Source organism: Sinomonas atrocyanea (assembly GCF_001577305.1).
GTDB classification, from domain to species: domain Bacteria; phylum Actinomycetota; class Actinomycetes; order Actinomycetales; family Micrococcaceae; genus Sinomonas; species Sinomonas atrocyanea.
On the sequence record NZ_CP014518.1, the window covers coordinates 671,552 to 687,772 of the forward strand.

10 protein-coding genes, 2 tRNA genes and 1 pseudogene are annotated in these 16,221 nt (G+C 72.5%); 6 read left to right on the forward strand and 7 right to left on the reverse strand.

Annotated elements, in window-relative coordinates; genetic code table 11:
- Positions 1–15: 15 nt before the first annotated feature.
- On the forward strand, positions 16–942 hold the full coding sequence (locus SA2016_RS21890; protein WP_174835373.1) for an EamA family transporter: 927 nt from the start codon (positions 16–18) through the stop codon (positions 940–942).
- 45 nt (positions 943–987) lie between these two features.
- On the opposite strand, the gene SA2016_RS03190 is transcribed toward SA2016_RS21890, so the two are convergent.
- The 3 genes from SA2016_RS03190 to SA2016_RS03200 all read right to left on the reverse strand — a co-directional run bounded on the left by SA2016_RS03190 (position 988) and on the right by SA2016_RS03200 (position 4,731).
- On the reverse strand, positions 988–1,428 hold the full coding sequence (locus SA2016_RS03190; RefSeq protein WP_066495185.1) for a hypothetical protein: 441 nt from the start codon (positions 1,426–1,428) through the stop codon (positions 988–990).
- 3 nt (positions 1,429–1,431) lie between these two features.
- Complete coding sequence (locus tag SA2016_RS03195) at positions 1,432–2,895, reverse strand: phosphomannomutase/phosphoglucomutase (RefSeq protein WP_229710790.1); 1,464 nt, start codon at positions 2,893–2,895, stop codon at positions 1,432–1,434.
- Between the two features lie 129 nt (positions 2,896–3,024).
- Positions 3,025–4,731: a thiamine pyrophosphate-dependent enzyme gene (locus SA2016_RS03200; protein WP_066495187.1), complete on the reverse strand. Its 1,707-nt coding sequence runs from the start codon at positions 4,729–4,731 to the stop codon at positions 3,025–3,027.
- A gap of 100 nt (positions 4,732–4,831) precedes the next feature.
- Between SA2016_RS03200 and SA2016_RS03205 the strand changes: the two are divergent.
- Positions 4,832–7,044: pseudogene (locus SA2016_RS03205) on the forward strand (RecQ family ATP-dependent DNA helicase).
- A 314-nt stretch (positions 7,045–7,358) separates the two neighbouring features.
- On the forward strand, positions 7,359–8,129 hold the full coding sequence (locus SA2016_RS03210; protein ID WP_141305526.1) for a hypothetical protein: 771 nt from the start codon (positions 7,359–7,361) through the stop codon (positions 8,127–8,129).
- An 88-nt stretch (positions 8,130–8,217) separates the two neighbouring features.
- Here the strand turns inward: SA2016_RS03210 and SA2016_RS03215 are convergent.
- Both SA2016_RS03215 and SA2016_RS03220 read right to left on the reverse strand, forming a co-directional pair.
- Positions 8,218–8,306 (reverse strand) — tRNA-Ser (locus SA2016_RS03215).
- 199 nt (positions 8,307–8,505) lie between these two features.
- Positions 8,506–10,677 carry a prolyl oligopeptidase family serine peptidase gene (locus SA2016_RS03220; RefSeq protein WP_066495191.1) on the reverse strand — a complete coding sequence of 724 codons (2,172 nt, stop codon included), beginning with the start codon at positions 10,675–10,677 and terminating at the stop codon, positions 8,506–8,508.
- 38 nt (positions 10,678–10,715) lie between these two features.
- On the opposite strand from SA2016_RS03220, the gene SA2016_RS03225 reads away from it, so the two are divergent.
- Positions 10,716–12,713, forward strand: a complete 1,998-nt coding sequence (locus SA2016_RS03225) for an FAD/NAD(P)-binding protein (RefSeq protein ID WP_066495194.1) — start codon at positions 10,716–10,718, stop codon at positions 12,711–12,713.
- 411 nt (positions 12,714–13,124) lie between these two features.
- On the opposite strand, the gene SA2016_RS03230 is transcribed toward SA2016_RS03225, so the two are convergent.
- Positions 13,125–13,916 carry a VOC family protein gene (locus SA2016_RS03230; RefSeq protein ID WP_229710789.1) on the reverse strand — a complete coding sequence of 264 codons (792 nt, stop codon included), beginning with the start codon at positions 13,914–13,916 and terminating at the stop codon, positions 13,125–13,127.
- Positions 13,917–14,253: 337 nt separating this feature from the next.
- Here SA2016_RS03230 and SA2016_RS03235 point away from each other — a divergent pair, with 337 nt between their 5' ends.
- Positions 14,254–14,787 carry a type IV toxin-antitoxin system AbiEi family antitoxin gene (locus tag SA2016_RS03235; protein ID WP_503413213.1) on the forward strand — a complete coding sequence of 178 codons (534 nt, stop codon included), beginning with the start codon at positions 14,254–14,256 and terminating at the stop codon, positions 14,785–14,787.
- Positions 14,788–14,962: 175 nt separating this feature from the next.
- On the opposite strand, the gene SA2016_RS03240 is transcribed toward SA2016_RS03235, so the two are convergent.
- Positions 14,963–15,050, reverse strand: a tRNA-Ser gene (locus SA2016_RS03240).
- Between the two features lie 92 nt (positions 15,051–15,142).
- Between SA2016_RS03240 and SA2016_RS03245 the strand changes: the two genes are divergently transcribed.
- Positions 15,143–16,126, forward strand: coding sequence for an NAD(P)H-quinone oxidoreductase (locus tag SA2016_RS03245; protein ID WP_066495200.1), 984 nt, complete (start codon positions 15,143–15,145; stop codon positions 16,124–16,126).
- Positions 16,127–16,221: the final 95 nt, after the last annotated feature.

Here is a 16,221-nt window from a genome sequence, read left to right on the forward strand (position 1 = left end):
CCGGATGATGGAGGGGTGAAGCCCCGCCATGCTGCCCTCGCCGTCCTCGTCGCCGTCCTCTGGGGACTCAACTTCATCGCGATCGAGCTGGGCCTGCGGGACATCCCGCCGCTCGCGTTCGTGGCGCTGCGGTTCGCCCTGGTGGCGTTCCCCGCCGTGTGCTTCGTGAAGAAGCCCGATCTCCCCTGGCGCGTGATCGTCGGGGTCGGGGTCTTCATGAGCGCCGGGCAGTTTGGCCTCGTCTACCTGGCCATGCACCTCGGGATGCCTGCCGGACTCGCCCCGCTCGTGCTCCAGAGCCAGATGCTCTTCACCATCCTCCTCGCCGCGGCGGTGCTCCGGGAGCGGCCGACGGCGGCGCAGCTCGCCGGGGTGGGGGCCGGCGTCGTGGGCCTCGGCCTCGTCGCGGCCGGGCGCGGGGCCGTCGCGCCCCTCGGCCCGATGCTGCTGGTGGTCCTCGCCGGCCTCTCCTGGGGGATCGGCAACACGATCTCCCGGGCGGCCAAGGGCACCTCCGGGCTCGGGCTCGTCGTCTGGTCCGCGCTCGTGGTGCCCGTGCCGATGCTCGCGCTCTCCGCCCTCGTGGACGGCCCGGCGGCGCTGCTCGGTGCGCTCGGCCACCTCACGCTGCCCGTGTGGCTGAGCACACTCTTCACCGTGATCCTCGCCTCGCTGGTCGGGTACTCGGCATGGAACACGCTGCTCGGGACCTACCCCGCCGCGGCCGTGGTCCCGTACACGCTGCTCGTGCCGCCCGTCGGGATGGTCGGGGCCTGGCTGGCCTTCGGCGAGGTGCCCGAGCCGCTCGAGCTCGTGGGCGGCGCCGTCCTGCTGGCCGGCGTGGCCACGGCCGTTCTCCGTCGCCGCACCACCGGTCCGTCCGGGGGCCGCCGCCCGGACGCCGCGCGGAACGGCGCCCCGGAGGCGACTCTCAGGAGCTGACGTTCAGGAGGTGACCTTCAGGAGCTGACGTTCAGGAGGTGACTTTCAGAAGACGGTGGCCTCGTGGCCGTCCGGCTCGAGCGCGCCGAAGGCATAGCCCTCGGCGGTGAGCTCGTAGGGGACGACGGCGGCCATCACCCCGCCGCCGCGGTGCTCGGCGGCGCCGTGGATGCCGTCAGAGCCGCCGGGGCCGTGCTCGGGCAGGTGCACGTCCGAAGCGAACGCCACGGCCTGGCAGCCCTCGCGGCCCTGCCGCAGGAGCTCGACGACATCCGCCATCATGGCCTCGGCATCGTAGTCGCCGTCCCCTCCGGCCTCAGGGGGAGTGACCATGACGAGCCGCAGCTCGCCCTCGAAATCCAGGGTCACACCGAAGGGCAGGAAGCCGCCGTTCTGCTCGAGGTGCTCCTGGGCCAGGCCCAGCGCGGTCCCGAGCACCTCGCGCAGCTGGGCCTGCTGGGTCTCGAGCGGGATCTCCTCGGCCATGCGTCAGGCCCGCACGATCGCGAGGACGGTGTCCTGGATCGACTCGAGGGTCTCGCGGTCCTTGGCCTCGCCGTTGAAGCGCAGGAATGGCTCGGTGTTGGACGGGCGGAGGTTGAACCACCACGAGCCGTCCGCGGCCGAGAACGTGGTGCCGTCGAGCTCGTCGATCGCGACGTCGTCGCCCTCGTACTCCTCGCGCACGCGGGCCACCGCGGCGTCCTTGTCCTCGATCTCGGAGTTGATCTCGCCCGAGGCCACGTAGGGCTCGTACTCGGCCGCGAGCTCGGACAGCGGGCCGTCCTGCTCGCCGAGGGCCGCGAGGACGTGCATCGCGGCGAGCATCCCCGTGTCGGCGTTCCAGAAGTCGCGGAAGTAGTAGTGCGCCGAGTGCTCCCCACCGAACACCGCGGACTCCTCGGCCATGACGGCCTTGATGAACGAGTGCCCCACGCGCGTGCGCACCGGCCGGCCGCCGTCGTGCTGGACGAGCTCGGGGACCGCGCGCGAGGTGATCAGATTGTGGATGATGACCGGCTCGGCGTCGCCGGCCGCCTTCGCCCGGGCGATCTCGCGGCGCGCCACGAGCCCCGTGATGGCCGAGGGGGATACGGGCTCCCCCAGCTCGTCGATGACGAAGCAGCGGTCCGCGTCGCCGTCGAACGCGAGCCCGAGGTCGGCGCCATGCTCGACCACGGCCTTCTGCAGATCGCGCAGGTTCTCCGGCTCGAGCGGATTGGCCGGGTGGTTCGGGAACGTCCCGTCCAGCTCGAAGTACAGGGGCACGATCTGCAGCGGCAGGGCGGCCAGGAGCTGGTCGCCGAGGACGGCGGGCGTGGTCATGCCCGCCATGCCGTTGCCGGCGTCCACGACCACCTTGAGCGGCCGAATGCCGCTCAGGTCCACGAGGCCGCGCAGGTACCCGGCGTAGTCGGCCAGGATGTCCCGCTGGGTCACGGACCCCGGCTCCGCCACGGGAGGCACGGCAGGCGCGCCGTCCTGCCCGGCGGCGAGGTAGGCCTCGGCCGCGGCCTGGACCTCCTTCAGCCCCGTCTCGGAGGAGACGGGCTGGGCGCCGGCCTTGGCCATCTTGATCCCGTTGTACTGGGCCGGGTTGTGGCTGGCCGTGAAGGTCGCGCCGGCGGCGTCAAGGGCGCCGCACGCGTAGTAGAGCTCGTCGGTCGAGATGAGGCCCAGGGTCACGACGTTGCCGCCGCGGGCGGCGGCCCCCTTCGCGAACGCCGCGATGAACTCGGGCGAGGACGGGCGCATGTCGCCCCCCACGAGCACCGTCTTGCCCGCGAGGCCGAGCACGTCCACGAACCCCGCGCCGACGGCCTCCACCACGTGCGCGTCGATGGTCTCGCCCACGATCCCCCGCACGTCGTAGGCCTTGAACGAGGCCGAGAGGTCGATGGAGGGCCGGGCGCTGCCGGGCAGGCTGGATGCGGCGTTCACGTTGCTGGTCACGGGCTTGATTCTACTGGCGGCCTCCGACACTGCGGGGGCGCGCCGCGGAGCAGGCCAGAAAGCACGACGGCGCGTTCCCCGCCCGAGCGGGGAACGCGCCGTCGTGCGTCCGGGGGTCCGCCTCTGGACTCAGTAGGCCTTGACGCGCTGCTCGACGATGAGGTGGATGAGGGCGAAGGTGCCCTCCTCGTCGATCGCGCGCAGGGCGTTCTCGAGGGCCGCCGGGACGTCGGCGTCCTTCTCGACGCGGACACCGAAGCCGCCGAAGGCCTGGGCCATGAGGGCGAAGTCCGGGTTCTTCAGCTGCGTGCCGGAGATGCGGTGGGGGTAGTGCCGCTCCTGGTGGGAGCGGATGGTGCCGTACTCCTGGTTGTCCATGACCACCACGAGCGGGGTCGCGCCGTACTGGGCGGCGGTCGCGAGCTCCTGGCCGTTCATGAGGAACTCGCCGTCGCCGGCGATCGTGACCACGCGGCGGCCGGGGTGCGCGAGCGAGGCGGCGATGGCCGAGGGCACGGAGTAGCCCATGGAGCCGTTGCGGGCGCTGATCATGGACGCGTAGCGCTGGGTGGGGAAGTAGCGGTGGGCCCAGTTGGTGTGCTCGCCGGCGCCGAGCGTGACCACGGCGTCCTCGGGCAGGGAACGGACGAGGTGGGCCATGAGCGTGTCCATGCGCGCGGGCCCGTCCGTCGGCGTGGCCGGCGGGAGGGCGGCGAACTTCTCCTGCTCGCCGCGCATGCGCTCGGTCCAGGCCTTCCACTGCTCGCGGGCGGGCAGGTTCATCAGGACGAGGTCGCGCACGAACGAGTCGGGCTTGGCCACGATCTGGTAGGAGACCGGGCCGGAGCGCCCGCGCAGGGACGGGTCGATCGTGACGAGGAAGTTCTTCTTCGCCCAGTCCTGGCGCACGAGGAAGCCGTCCGTGATGACGTCCCCGGGGACGGTGCCGACGAAGACGAGGAGGTCCGTCTCCTCGAGGAGGTTGTAGGTCGGCTTGGGGCGTCCGTAGCCGATCGGGCCCACGTAGGAGGGCGAGTCGAACGGGATGGTGCCCTCGCAGCGCCATTCGGCGGCGGCGGGGATGCTGTGGTCCTCGAGCCAGTTGGTCAGGGCAGTGGCGCCCTCCTGGGTCCAGTCGTTGCCGCCGACCACGAACAGCGGCTTCTCCGCCTGGGACAGGGCGGCCTTGAGTGCCTTCCAGTCGGTGACCGTCATGCCGCCCTCGGCGACCGGGATGACCGGGTGGATCGTCGCGTCGATCTCCTGCTGGATGATGTCCTCGGGCAGGCCCACGACGACGGGACCGGGGCGGCCGCTCATCGCGGCGAACATGGCCTCGGCGACGATCTCGGAGGCGCGCTCGGGGTGGTCGAGGACCATGACGCGCTTGGCGCCGGTGTCGAACCAGGACTTGATGTCGAACTCCTGGAACGCCTCGCGGTCGCGGTGGGCGAACGGGATGAGGCCCACGAACAGGACCATCGGGGTGGAGTCCTGCCACGCCGTGTGCAGGCCCACATGGGCGTTCGCGGCGCCGGGGCCGCGGGTGACCATGGCCACGCCGGGAAGCTGGTTCATCTTGCCGTCGGCCTCGGCCATGTAGGCCGCGCCGCCCTCGTGGCGGCACACGATCGTCTCGATGTCGGCGCCGTGCAGCCCGTCGAGCACATCCAGGAACGACTCGCCCGGGACGACGTACGTGCGCTTGACGCCGTGCGCTGCGAGGGAGTCGACGATCACGTGGCCCGCGGACTTGCGCGCGGGCGCGGAGGGTGCGGACTGGCCGGACTCGGCCGGGTGGAGGGCATCAGAAAGGGGCGGCACCGTTGCCGTCATGTCACGTTCCTTCTCGTTGGCACTGAGATGCCCTTACGCTATCGGGCCTCTGGGCCCCCTGGGCCATGAAGTGTCGGAGGTCACGGCCATACTGGAAGGCATGGCAGGCAGCGCGCGTGAAAGTGTCCATTCAGCGGAAAGTGTGACGGACCGTGACGTTCCGTCCGGGGACGCGGGGGGCGGCCGGCCGCTGCGGGCGGAGGCGCTCGCCGTGCTGCGCAACCTCGTGGGCACCGACGCGGCGGACTTCCACCCGGGCCAGTTCGAGGCGATCGAGGCCCTCGTGGCCCACCGCCGCCGTGCCCTCGTGGTGCAGCGCACGGGCTGGGGCAAATCGGCCGTGTACTTCGTCGCGTCCCTGCTCCTGCGCGCCCGCGGCGCCGGGCCGACGCTCATCGTCTCCCCGCTCCTGGCCCTCATGCGGGACCAGGTGGCCGCGGCGGCACGGGCGGGAGTGCGCGCCGTCGCCATCAACTCCGCCAACCGCCTCGAGTGGGACGAGGTCCACGCGGCACTCGAGGCTGACGCGGCCGACGTGGTCCTCATCTCGCCCGAGCGGCTCACCAACCCGTCCTTCCGCGAGCAGCACCTGCCCGAGCTGATGGCGCGGACGGGCCTGCTCGTTGTGGACGAGGCGCACTGCATCTCGGACTGGGGGCACGACTTCCGCCCGGACTACCGTCGCATGGCGGCTCTCATCGACGAGCTGCCCGGCTCCGTGCCGGTCCTGGCCACGACGGCCACCGCCAACGCCCGCGTGGTGCACGACATCGAGGAGCAGCTCGGCTCCGACGTCCTCACGCTCCGCGGGCCGCTGGGGCGGGAGTCCCTGCGGCTCGGCGTCCTGGCGCTGCCCGACGCCGGCCACCGCCTCGCGTGGCTCCTGGCCCACCTCGAGGGCCTGCCGGGCAGCGGGATCATCTACACGCTCACCGTCTCCGCCGCGGAGGACACGGCCCGCATCCTCTCGGAGGCTGGGCACCGGGTCCTGGCCTACACCGGCAAGACGGACACCGAGGACCGCGAGCGGGCCGAGCAGCTGCTCAAGGGCAACGAGGTCAAGGCCCTCGTGGCCACAAGCGCACTCGGGATGGGCTTCGACAAGCCGGACCTCGGATTCGTCGTCCACCTGGGGGCGCCGTCGAGCCCCGTCGCCTACTACCAGCAGGTGGGCCGCGCCGGCCGAGGCGCCGCGAACGCGGACGTCCTCCTCCTGCCCGGCCCGGAGGACCGCGACATCTGGCGCTACTTCGCGACCGCGTCGATGCCGGACCAGGAGAAGGCCCAGGCCGTCATCGCCGTGCTGGCCGAGGCCGGCCGGGCCCTCTCGACGGTGGCCCTCGAATCCGCGGTCGAGCTGCGCCGCACCCAGCTCGAGCTGCTGCTGAAGGTCCTCGCCGTGGACGGCGCCGTCGAGCGCGTCGGCGGCGGATGGCAGGCAACGGGCCTGCCGTGGGAGTACGACGCCGAGCGGTACGCGCGCATCGCCGAGGCCCGGGTCGCGGAGCAGGACTCGATGGTGGTCTACGAGCAGACCGCCGGCTGCCGCATGGAGTACCTCACGAGCGTGCTCGACGACGACACCGCGGCGCCCTGCGGCCGGTGCGACACCTGCGCCGGGCGCTGGTTCCCGGACGACGTCGACCCCTCCCTCCTCGAACGCGCCGGAACCCAGCTGCGCCATGCGGGCATCCCGATCGAGCCCCGCGCGCAGTGGCCCTCGGGCATGGACAAGCTCGGCGTGGCGGTCAAGGGCAGGATCCCGGCGGGGGAGCAGCTCACCGAGGGACGGGCCCTCGCCCGCCTCACGGACCTCGGCTACGGGGGCCCGCTCAGGGAGCTCTTCGCCGCGGGGCGGCGGACGTCGAGGTCCCGCCGGCGCTGGCCCGCGCGTGCGTCGAGCTACTCGCGGCGTGGGCGCGCGGCGAGTCCGCGGCGGGAGCGTGGAGCGGGGCAGGCCGGCCGGCCGCCGTGGTGAGCGTGCCCTCGGCGACGCGTCCGCGGCTCGTCGACTCGCTCGCGCGGGGGATCGCCCAGGTGGGGCGCCTGCCCTACCTGGGCGCGCTCGAGCGCACGGACGCTGCGCGGGCTGGTCAGGGCGGGGGCAACAGCGCCTTCCGTCTCGCCGGGGTCTGGGAAGCGTTCGACGTCGGGCCAGCCCTGCGTGGGGAACTCGCACGGGTGGCCGGCCAGCCCGTGCTCCTCATCGACGATCTGGTGGACAGCCGCTGGACGGTCACGGTGGCCGGTCGCCTGCTGCGCCAGCACGGGGTCGGCGCCGTGCTGCCCCTCGCGCTCGCCCAGGCGGGGTAGTCCATGGCCAATGTGACACGCCCCACGTCACAGGATGGTCACGGATTGATCACGGTTCGGTAGGGTAGATCCAAGAGAACATCTGTGACGTAGACGAAAGGGCCCTCGTGAGCCACCCGGCCCCGCCGATCGCCCGGCGTCTGGCCTGCCTTGCCGTGCTTCTGGGCGCCCTCGCCATCCTGCTGCCCGCGGCCCTGGCCCCGGGCGCCTCTGCGGCGGACGGCCGGGTGCCTGCTTCGCCGACCATCACCGGCCCGAGCCCGTCCCCTTCGGTCACTCCCGCGACTCCCACTCCCGCGCCCCCTTCTGCCCAGGTGGCTCTGACGCGCGCGGCCTGCGACTCCGTGCACCTCACGGCGCGGACGGATTCCACCGCGCCCCTGACGTACCGCGTGGCCGACGAGGCGGGCAATGTGGTGGCCACGGGCACCTTTTCCGGATCCGTGGACCGGATCCTCTCCCTCTCGACGGGCCACGACTACACCGCGACAGTGACAGGGGCGGGCACCGGTCCGCTCGCCACGTCCTCGCCGGCCAGTCTGCGCGACGCCTGCCCGGTCTCCATCACCGCGGACGCCCCCGGCTTCGATGACCCGTGCGGCACCCAGGCGGACGCGGTCGTGGCGCCCACGATCATCGGGGTGGACTACCGCGTGGGTGGCACCGTTCTCGCGCCCGGGGCCAATGCTGCAGTAGGAATGGTGACGGTGGAGGCGGTCGCCCGGCCCGGGTACGTCCTCAAGGGGACCTCGCAGTGGACCCACACCTTCTCCGCCACGCCTTGCGCAGGATCCGCCGAGGCGCCCACGGCGCCGCAGGAAGATGCCCCCGCCGCTGTGCAGCCTCCTGCCGCCCCGCCTGCCGCACCTGCTCCCGGCACCTCCGCGGCGGCGGGGCCGTCCGCTGGGCTGGCCGCCCAGCCGACCTCCGCCCCGACGCCCGGACTCGACGACTCGGCCACACGCTCGGCCGCCCAACCCGCCATGCAGGCATCGGTGGGCGGACCCGGACCCCTCGAATGGAGCATCATGATCGCGATCGCTCTGGCCGGCGGCATCGCCTTCTGGCTCAAGACGCGCCACTGACGGCCCAGAGGCCCCGCCTGCCCAGCGCGCTCGGAGAATGCGCAAAAGACCCCCGGTTCCATGAACCGGGGGTCTTTCCTTCACGCGGCGGAGACGGGGGGATTTGAACCCCCGGTCCAAGTTTCCCCGGACCCTTCATTAGCAGTGAAGTCCATTCGGCCGCTCTGGCACGTCTCCTTGCTGTCGCCAGCCTGACAAGCGTACCCAACCCGGGGGCGAGAGCAAAAACCCTCGCACCCGCGCGTCTGGCAGCCACCTCTTGGAGGTCACCTCGTGCGACCCCCAGGAGGTGCCTCTCAGGAGCTGACTCTCAGGAGGTGCCACCCAGGAGGTGCCACCCAGGAGCTACCCCTCAGGAGGTGACCCCCAGAAGGGGTCAGCGCAGCGTCCCGGTCAGCGCCCGCCATAGGAACGCCTGGCTGCGGGCCTGCAGCGCCGCGGCCTGCCGGTTGTCGGAGGCGCCGGCATGGCCGCCCTCGAGGGCCTCGTGGAACCACACGTTCGGGATGCCCATGGCCTCCATGCGCGCGGCCATCTTGCGGGCCTGCACCGGCCCCACGCGGTCGTCCGAGGTCGCCGTCCAGATGAAGGTGTCCGGGTAGTCCACGCCGTCCCGCAGGAGGTGGTAGGGGGAGAACGTCCGGATGGACTCCCACTCGTCGGGGTCGTCCGGGTCCCCGTACTCGGCGATCCACGAGTAGCCGGCGGAGAGCTTCGTGTACCGGCGCATGTCCAGCAGCGGGACTCCGCACGAGATCGCCCCGAAGAGCTGGGGGTAGCCCACGAGCATGTTCCCCACGAGCAGGCCCCCGTTGGAGCCGCCCGCACAGCCCAGATGCGCGGGAGAGGTGACCCCACGCCGGATGAGGTCCTGCGCCACCGCCGCGAAGTCCTCGTACGCGCGGTGCCGGTTCTCCTTGAGCGCGGCCTGGTGCCACGCCGGCCCGTACTCACCACCGCCGCGGATGTTCGCCACGACGTACACCCCGCCCTTCTCGAGCCACGCGCGCCCCACGGTGCCCGAGTAGGCGGGGGTGCGGGAGATCTCGAACCCGCCGTACCCGGAGAGCTGGGTCGGCGCCGTCCCGTCGAGCCTGAGCCCTCGGGGCCCGACCTGGAAGTACGGGACCTGGGTGCCGTCCGCCGAGACGGCGAAGTGCTGCTCGACCTCGAACCGCGACTCGTCGAAGAACGACGGCGCCCGCTTCACCTCCGCGTGCTCCCCGCCGAGGGTGCCGCGCAACAGCGTGGTCGGGGTCAGGAAGCCGGTGGCCACAAGCCAGTAGTCGTCCCCGGCCTCGGGGTCCTCGTCGTCCACCGCGTACGACTCGACGAGGTGCAGCGGCGGGCACGCGTCGAGCACCCGCGGCGACCACGCGGCGTCGTCCGCGGATTCCGCAGCGGCGGTCCCGTCGCCGGCCGCCGCCCGCGCGGGCGGGGTGAGGACGCGGATCTCGGAGGAGACGTCGCGGAGGAGGTTGAGCAGCAGGTGGCCCTTGGTCCACGACCAGGACTGCAGCGAGGTGTGGGCGTCGGGGGCGAACAGGACAGTGGTCTCCCGCGAGCCGGCCATGAACGCCTCGAAGTCGACAGCGAGCAGCGAGCCGCCGGGGTAGGTGCGCCCTTCCAGGTCCCAGTCCCGCTGGGGCCGGAACAGGATCCACTCCCGGTGTAGGTCCACGTCCACGTCGGTGGGCACGGGAATCTCGTGCCACGCGTCGTCCCACCAGATCGAGTGCGTCACGTCGAAGAAGCTGATGCGGTCGCTCGCGATGAGGCGCTCGAAGCCCGGGGTGTCGTCGAACCCGGCCCCGGCCATCATGTGGTCGGCGGGAACCTCGAAGATCACCTCGGCGTCGGCCAGGTCGGTGCCGCGGGGCAGCCTCCGCACGATCCGCGGGTAGGAGGACGTGGTGACCGCGTCCTCGCCGAGCGTCGAGGAGACCAGGAGCGTGTCCGCGTCCAGCCAGTCCACGCCGCCCTTCGCGGCGGGGAGGGCGAAGCCGCCCTCGGATGGGTCGATGAACGCCCGGTCCTCGACGTCGTACTCCCGCACGGCCGCCGCGTCGCCGCCGTCCGGGGAGAGGCGGAGCATGCAGCGCCGCCAGGAGACGCCGTCGGCCGGGCGCAGGAAGTTCGCCCCGCCCCACACCCATTCGACCCCGTCCGCGGCAGCGAGCGCATCGACGTCGAGCACGGTCTCCCACTCCGGCGCCTGGGTCACGTAGGACTCCCAGCGCGCGCGGCGCCACAGGCCCTTGGGGTGCTCGGCGTCGCGCCAGAAGTTGTAGTACCAGTCCCCGCGCTTGGCGACCATCGGGATGCGGTCGGTCGAATCCATCACCTCGAGGATCCGGGCCTCGAGCTCGGGGTAGTCGCCGGTCTCGAGCACCTCCTCCGTGCGGGCGTTCTGCTCCCGCACCCAGGCGAGCTGGTCCTCGCCGTGGATGTCCTCGAGCCACAGGTTCTCGTCGACGGGCTGGTCCGCGGGGGCCGCGGCCGGGGGAAGGGTGGCGGTGTCTGCGGACACTGGCGGCTGGGCAGTCATGGGGCCATCCTTCCACGCCGCAGGTTAAGCTCAACCCTATGGTTCGGGGCGGGATTCTGCGGGTGGCGGTGGTGGGCGGCGGCCCCCGCGGCGCCTCCGCGGTCGAGCGTCTCCTCGCCGTGCACGCCCAGCGGCCTGCGCCCGCGCACGACGCCGTCGCCTCCCCGGGCGGCCGTCCCGCCGCCCGCGCCGCGCTCCTCGAGATCACGGTGTACGACCCGTTCAGCCCGGGCCCCGGCAAGGTCTGGCGGACGGCGCAGCCGCGCCTGTTCGTCATGAACACCCAGTCCTTCTATCCCACGCTCATCCCCAGCGAGCCCGGCCTCGCGCCCCCGCTCGCGGGCGGCAGCTTCGACGCATGGCGCGAGGCCCAGCGCGCGGCGATCGACGCCGGCACCTGCACCCTCGCGGCCGAGGAGCAGGCCGAGCTCAAGGGCCTCGAGTCGAGGGACTTCCCGCCCCGGGCACTCTATGGGCGCTACCTCGCCCAGACGTGGGATGCGGTGCTCGCCGCGGCGCCGCCCGGGACGACCGTCCGGCACGTGCCTGCCGAGGTCGCCCGGGTGGGGCGCACCCCGCACGGGTTCGCCGTCACGTGCGCCAACGGGCGCGCCCAGGAGGCCGACGCCGTCGTCCTCGCCCTCGGCCATGTGCCCGCCCAGCCGAGCGCGGAGCAGGCCGCGCTCGCGGACGCGGCGGCGCACCTGGGGCTGCACTATCTGCCGCCCGCCGCGCCCGCCGACGTGGACTGGGACCGGCTGCCCGCGGGGGAGACGGTGCTGGTGCGCGGCATGGGGCTGAACTTCTTCGACGTCATGGCTGCGCTCACGGAGGGGCGCGGCGGCCGGTTCACGGAGGGCCACGACGGCCGGCTCGTCTACACGCCCTCGGGGCGCGAGCCGCACCTCGTCGCCGCCTCCCGCCGCGGGGTGCCCTACCGGGGCAAGGCCGACCTCGACGCCTACTACGCGCCGTCCGTCGAGCTGCGCTGGCTCACGCGCGCCGCCGCCCTGGCTGCGCGGCAGGCCGGGATCCAGCCCTCGTTCGACCAGGACCTCTGGCCCCTCCTGCACCGCGACACCCTGTGGGCGTACTACTCCACGCTCGCCCGGGTCGAGCCCGCGGCCGTGTCCGAGGGCTTCCTTGAGGAGCTCTCCGCCGCGCTGGCCGTCGAGGGGCCCGGGTGGGAGCCGCGAGCGTCCGAGGTGGTGCACGACGGCGTGGTCCCCGCCCGGCGGCTCGACCTCCGTGCCCTGGGTGCGCCGCTGGCAGGCTGGCACGCCGCCGACCGCGCCGAGCTCGACGCCCGCGTCCTGGCCTACCTCGACGAGGATGCCGCAGGATCAGCGCGGGGCGAGGACGATCCCGTGAAGATGGCGATCGCCGCCCTCCACCGGGGCCGGGCGGTGCTCAAGGAGGCCGTGGCGGACGGCGGCATCACCGAGGCCTCGTGGGTCTCGGGCCTGCGTGGCTGGTTCGAGGGGCTCGCCGAGGGGCTCGCGAGCGGGCCGCCCGCCCAGCGGATCCGGCAGCTGGCCGCGCTCATGCGCGCCGGGATCGTGGGCACCGTGGGCCCCGAGCCGCGCTTCTGGGTGGACCGTTCCGCGCGCAGCTTCACGGCCACGTCGCCGTGGGTGGGCGGCCCCGAGGTCCGCGCGCGCTGGCTGGTCGAGGCCCTCGCGCCCGCCAACGCCGTCGCGCGGGCCGACTCGACGCTGCTGTCCGGGCTGCTGGCCGACGGGCTGGTGCGCCCGCGCTTCCTCGCCGGCGCGGACGGGGTGCCGCAGCCCGCCACCGGGCTGGACGTCACCGCCCCGCCGTACCGGGCGCTCGACGTCAACGGCCTTCCGGTCGAGGGCCTCTACGTGCTGGGCCTCCAGCTCTCCGCGGTGCAGTGGGGCACCGCGATCGCCGCCGAGGCGCACCCGTTCGCCGCCCCCGGCGAGGCGCACGACGGCGCCCCGTACCCGAGCGGGCAGCGCACCCTCCGCGACGCGGACGCCATCGCGAGGCACATTCTGGGAGTCACCTCCTGAAGGTCAGCTCCTGGGGGTCACCTCCTGAGTGTCACCTCCTGAAGGTCAGCTCCTGGTGTCACCTCCTGGGGGTCACCTCCTGAGGGTCAGCTCCTGGGGGTCACCTTCTGAGGGTCAGCTCCTGGGGGTCACCTCCTGAGGGTCACCTTCTGAAGGTCACCTTCTGAAGGTCACCTCCTGAAGGTCACTTCCTGACGGACTAACAAGACGTGACCTTCAGAAGGTGACTCTCAGAAGCGCCCGCGGGCAGCACGACGACGGCCGCCGACCTCCCCTGGGGAAGCCGCCCGCCGCCGTCGCCCATCACCCTGCCGCGTACCCGGAACGCGGAAAACGCGTCGAGATGCGTACCGGAAACGGGTCAGGGGTGACGAGATGCGTACCCGAAACCGGGGTGGGGGCGAGCCTCGGCTATGCCTGGGCCGTCTGCCCGAGGTCCTGCATGATGCGGAATACGGCCCCGAACGGGTCGGCGAGCGCGGCCATGCGGCCGAAGGGGGTGTCGGCGGCAGGCATGAGCACGGTCGCCCCGTGGGCGACGGCCCTCTCAATGGCCTCGTCCGCGTTCTCGACCGCCCAGTAGACGAGCCAGTGGGCCGGGAGGCCCTCGGGGAGGTCTCCCGCGGCATCGAAGATCCCGGCCTTGGACTCCGGCCCGTCGCCGTAGGTGGAGTACCGGAAATCGGGGGTGTCGCCCATGACCGTGAGGTCCCAGCCCAAGGCCTTCGGGTAGAACTGCACCGCGGCGTCGTAGTCCCGCGCGTGGAGCTCGAACCACGCGGGGGTCCCGGGCTCGGCCAGCCTGCCGAACCCCGTGTGGCCCGTGGACTGCCAGGAACCGAACGCGGCCCCGCCGGCATCGCCGAACACGGCCATGTGGCCCTGCTCGGGAACCTCCATCGGCGGCATCCACACCTGACCGCCGGCTGCGGAGACGGCGTCGGCGGTGGCTGCGATGTCGTCGGTCTTGAAGTACACGGTCCAGACATCAGGCATGGAGGCCTGCTCCTCCATCTTGCCCATCATCCCGGCCACCATCGCGGCGTCCTTGAAGGCGGTGACGTAGCCTCCGTACTTCTCCTGGTCACCGGTCTCGTAGGTCCAGCCGAACAGGTCGGCGTAGAAGGCCTTGGCCTTCTCGACATCGCCCGTCATGAGGTCGGCCCAGCAGGGCGCTCCGGCGACGAAATGTGGAGTGGGCACAGGGAGCTCCTTGGGTCGGTCTGTCTGGATGTTTGCCGAACTAGCCGAACGAGACAGACGCTATGTGGCGCATCCGACATTTTTCAAGGATCCGCGCGGTCCGCTGCCCGCGGCGCCACCGGCATCTGCGCGACCGTGGCCTGTGGATAACTCCGGCTACACCGGGGCCATCTGTGGCTCAATGGTTCGATGACCCGTCGTTCCGAGCTCCCCGCCCACCTGGCCGCCGGTTCGTTCACCGTCCGGGACGCCAGGGCTGGCGCGCCGGGCGGCGCCCTACCTGTCGCTGGCCCCTGGGGCGGTCATCTCGTACTTCAGCGCGCTCGCGCTGCGCGGTCTGCCGCTCCCGGAGGCGCTCAAGCACGATTCGCGCCTCCATCTCACCGTTTCGCCGGGCGGCGTGCAGTTCCGCCGCCGCGGCGTCGCGGGGCACCGGGCCGCGCTGAGGCCGGATGACATCGAGACGGCCGACGGCGTTCCGGTCACCTCGCCCGCGCGCACATTCCTCGACATCGCCGCGGTAGCCGGCGTGACGACCGAAGACCCTGTGGTCCTCGGCGATGCCCTGGTCAGCGAGCACCGGCGGTCGATGTACTCCAAGGTGGCCATGATCCGCCTGCCCGGCCTCCGTGCCGCCGTGGACGCAGCGTTCGGATTCCCGCGGTTCCGCCTGGCCGTGGACTACGACGGCGCCCACCGCCTCACGCCCGCGCAGCAGACGCGCGATGCTCTGCGGACGCAGGAGATCGTCGATGCCGGATGGCGCCTCGTGGTCATCACCAGGGGCGATCTGCGACGTGGCGACGCCTGGGTCGCGGCGCGGGTGGCAGAAGTGCTGCGGCGTCAGGGGTGGCAGGACCCGAGACGCTGACCGAGTGTGCCGCTCCTGCGGGTCCGGCTCGGTGGAACCCGCGACAACCGCACACTCGCGCTGCGCCCCGGGCCGCCCCTGGCCCCGCCCCGTTGTCCACCGCCGAGCAGTGCGCCCCAACCCCGGACGCGGCAGCGCCCCCGATCCACGAGGACCGGGGGCGCTGCGCCTGCGGCGGAAGGTAAGGGATTTGAACCCTTGGTACGGGGTGACCGCACACTGGTTTTCAAGACCAGCTCCATAGGCCGCTCGGACAACCTTCCGTGTCCTAGTAGTGTTTCATAGGCCAGTGATCTCGTGAAAACCAGTGATCTCGTGAAAACTTCACGCCCCCTGGGGGAGGAGGAGCACCGACATGAAGGCCGTGTTCATCACCGAGCCCGGAGGGCCGGAGGTACTGCAGGTGCGCGAGGTCGACGCGCCGGAGCCCGGCCCCGGCGAGCTGCTCATCGACGTCGTGGCCGCGGGTGTCAACCGGGCCGACGTCCAGCAGCGCCGCGGCTTCTATCCGCCCCCGCCGGGCGCCTCCGAGATCCCGGGCCTCGAGGTCTCCGGACGCATCGCTTGGTTCGGTCCCGACGTCACGCGGCCGTTCGCCGTCGGGGACAGGGTCGTGGCCCTCCTCGCCGGAGGCGGCTACGCCGAGAAGGTCGCGGTCCCGGCCGAGCAGGTGGTCCGGATCCCCGAGGGCGTGGACCTCGTGACGGCCGCCGCGCTGCCGGAGACCGCCGCGACGGTGTACTCCAACCTGTTCATGACCGCCCAGCTCCAGCCCGGCGAGTTCCTGCTGATCCACGGCGCCACCGGCGGGATCGGCACGATGGCCGTGCAGATGGCCAAGGCCTTCGGCGCCCGGGTCGCTGCCACGGCGGGCACCGAGGAGAAGGTCTCCACCGCGCGCGCGTTCCTCGGGGTCGACGTCGCCATCAACTACCGCGAGCAGGACTTCGTCCAGGCCGTGCGCGAGGCCACGGACGGCCGCGGCGCGGACGTGATCCTCGACGTCGTGGGCGCGAAGTACCTCGAGCGCAACGTCGAGGCCCTCGCCCCCTACGGCCGGCTCGTGGTCATCGGGCTCCAGGGCGGGGCGAAGGCCGAGCTCAACCTGGGCACGCTCCTGAGCAAGCGCGCCGCCGTGATCGCCACCTCGCTCCGGCCGCGCCCGGTGGAGGAGAAGGGAGCCATCATGGCCGCCGTCAAGGACCACGTGTGGCCCCTCGTCGCCGACGGCCGCATCAAGCCCCTCGTCGACAAGGCCTTCCCCCTGGCCCAGGTGGCCGCCGCCCACGAGTACTTCGACTCGGGCGAGCACGTGGGCAAGATCCTCCTCACGATGTAGCGGGCCGCCGGACGCGCACGACGCCGCCCGCTCGCCTCGGGCGCGCGGCGCTCCGGCGCGCCGCCGCTCGCCGCAGGCCCGCTACCGCTCGTCGC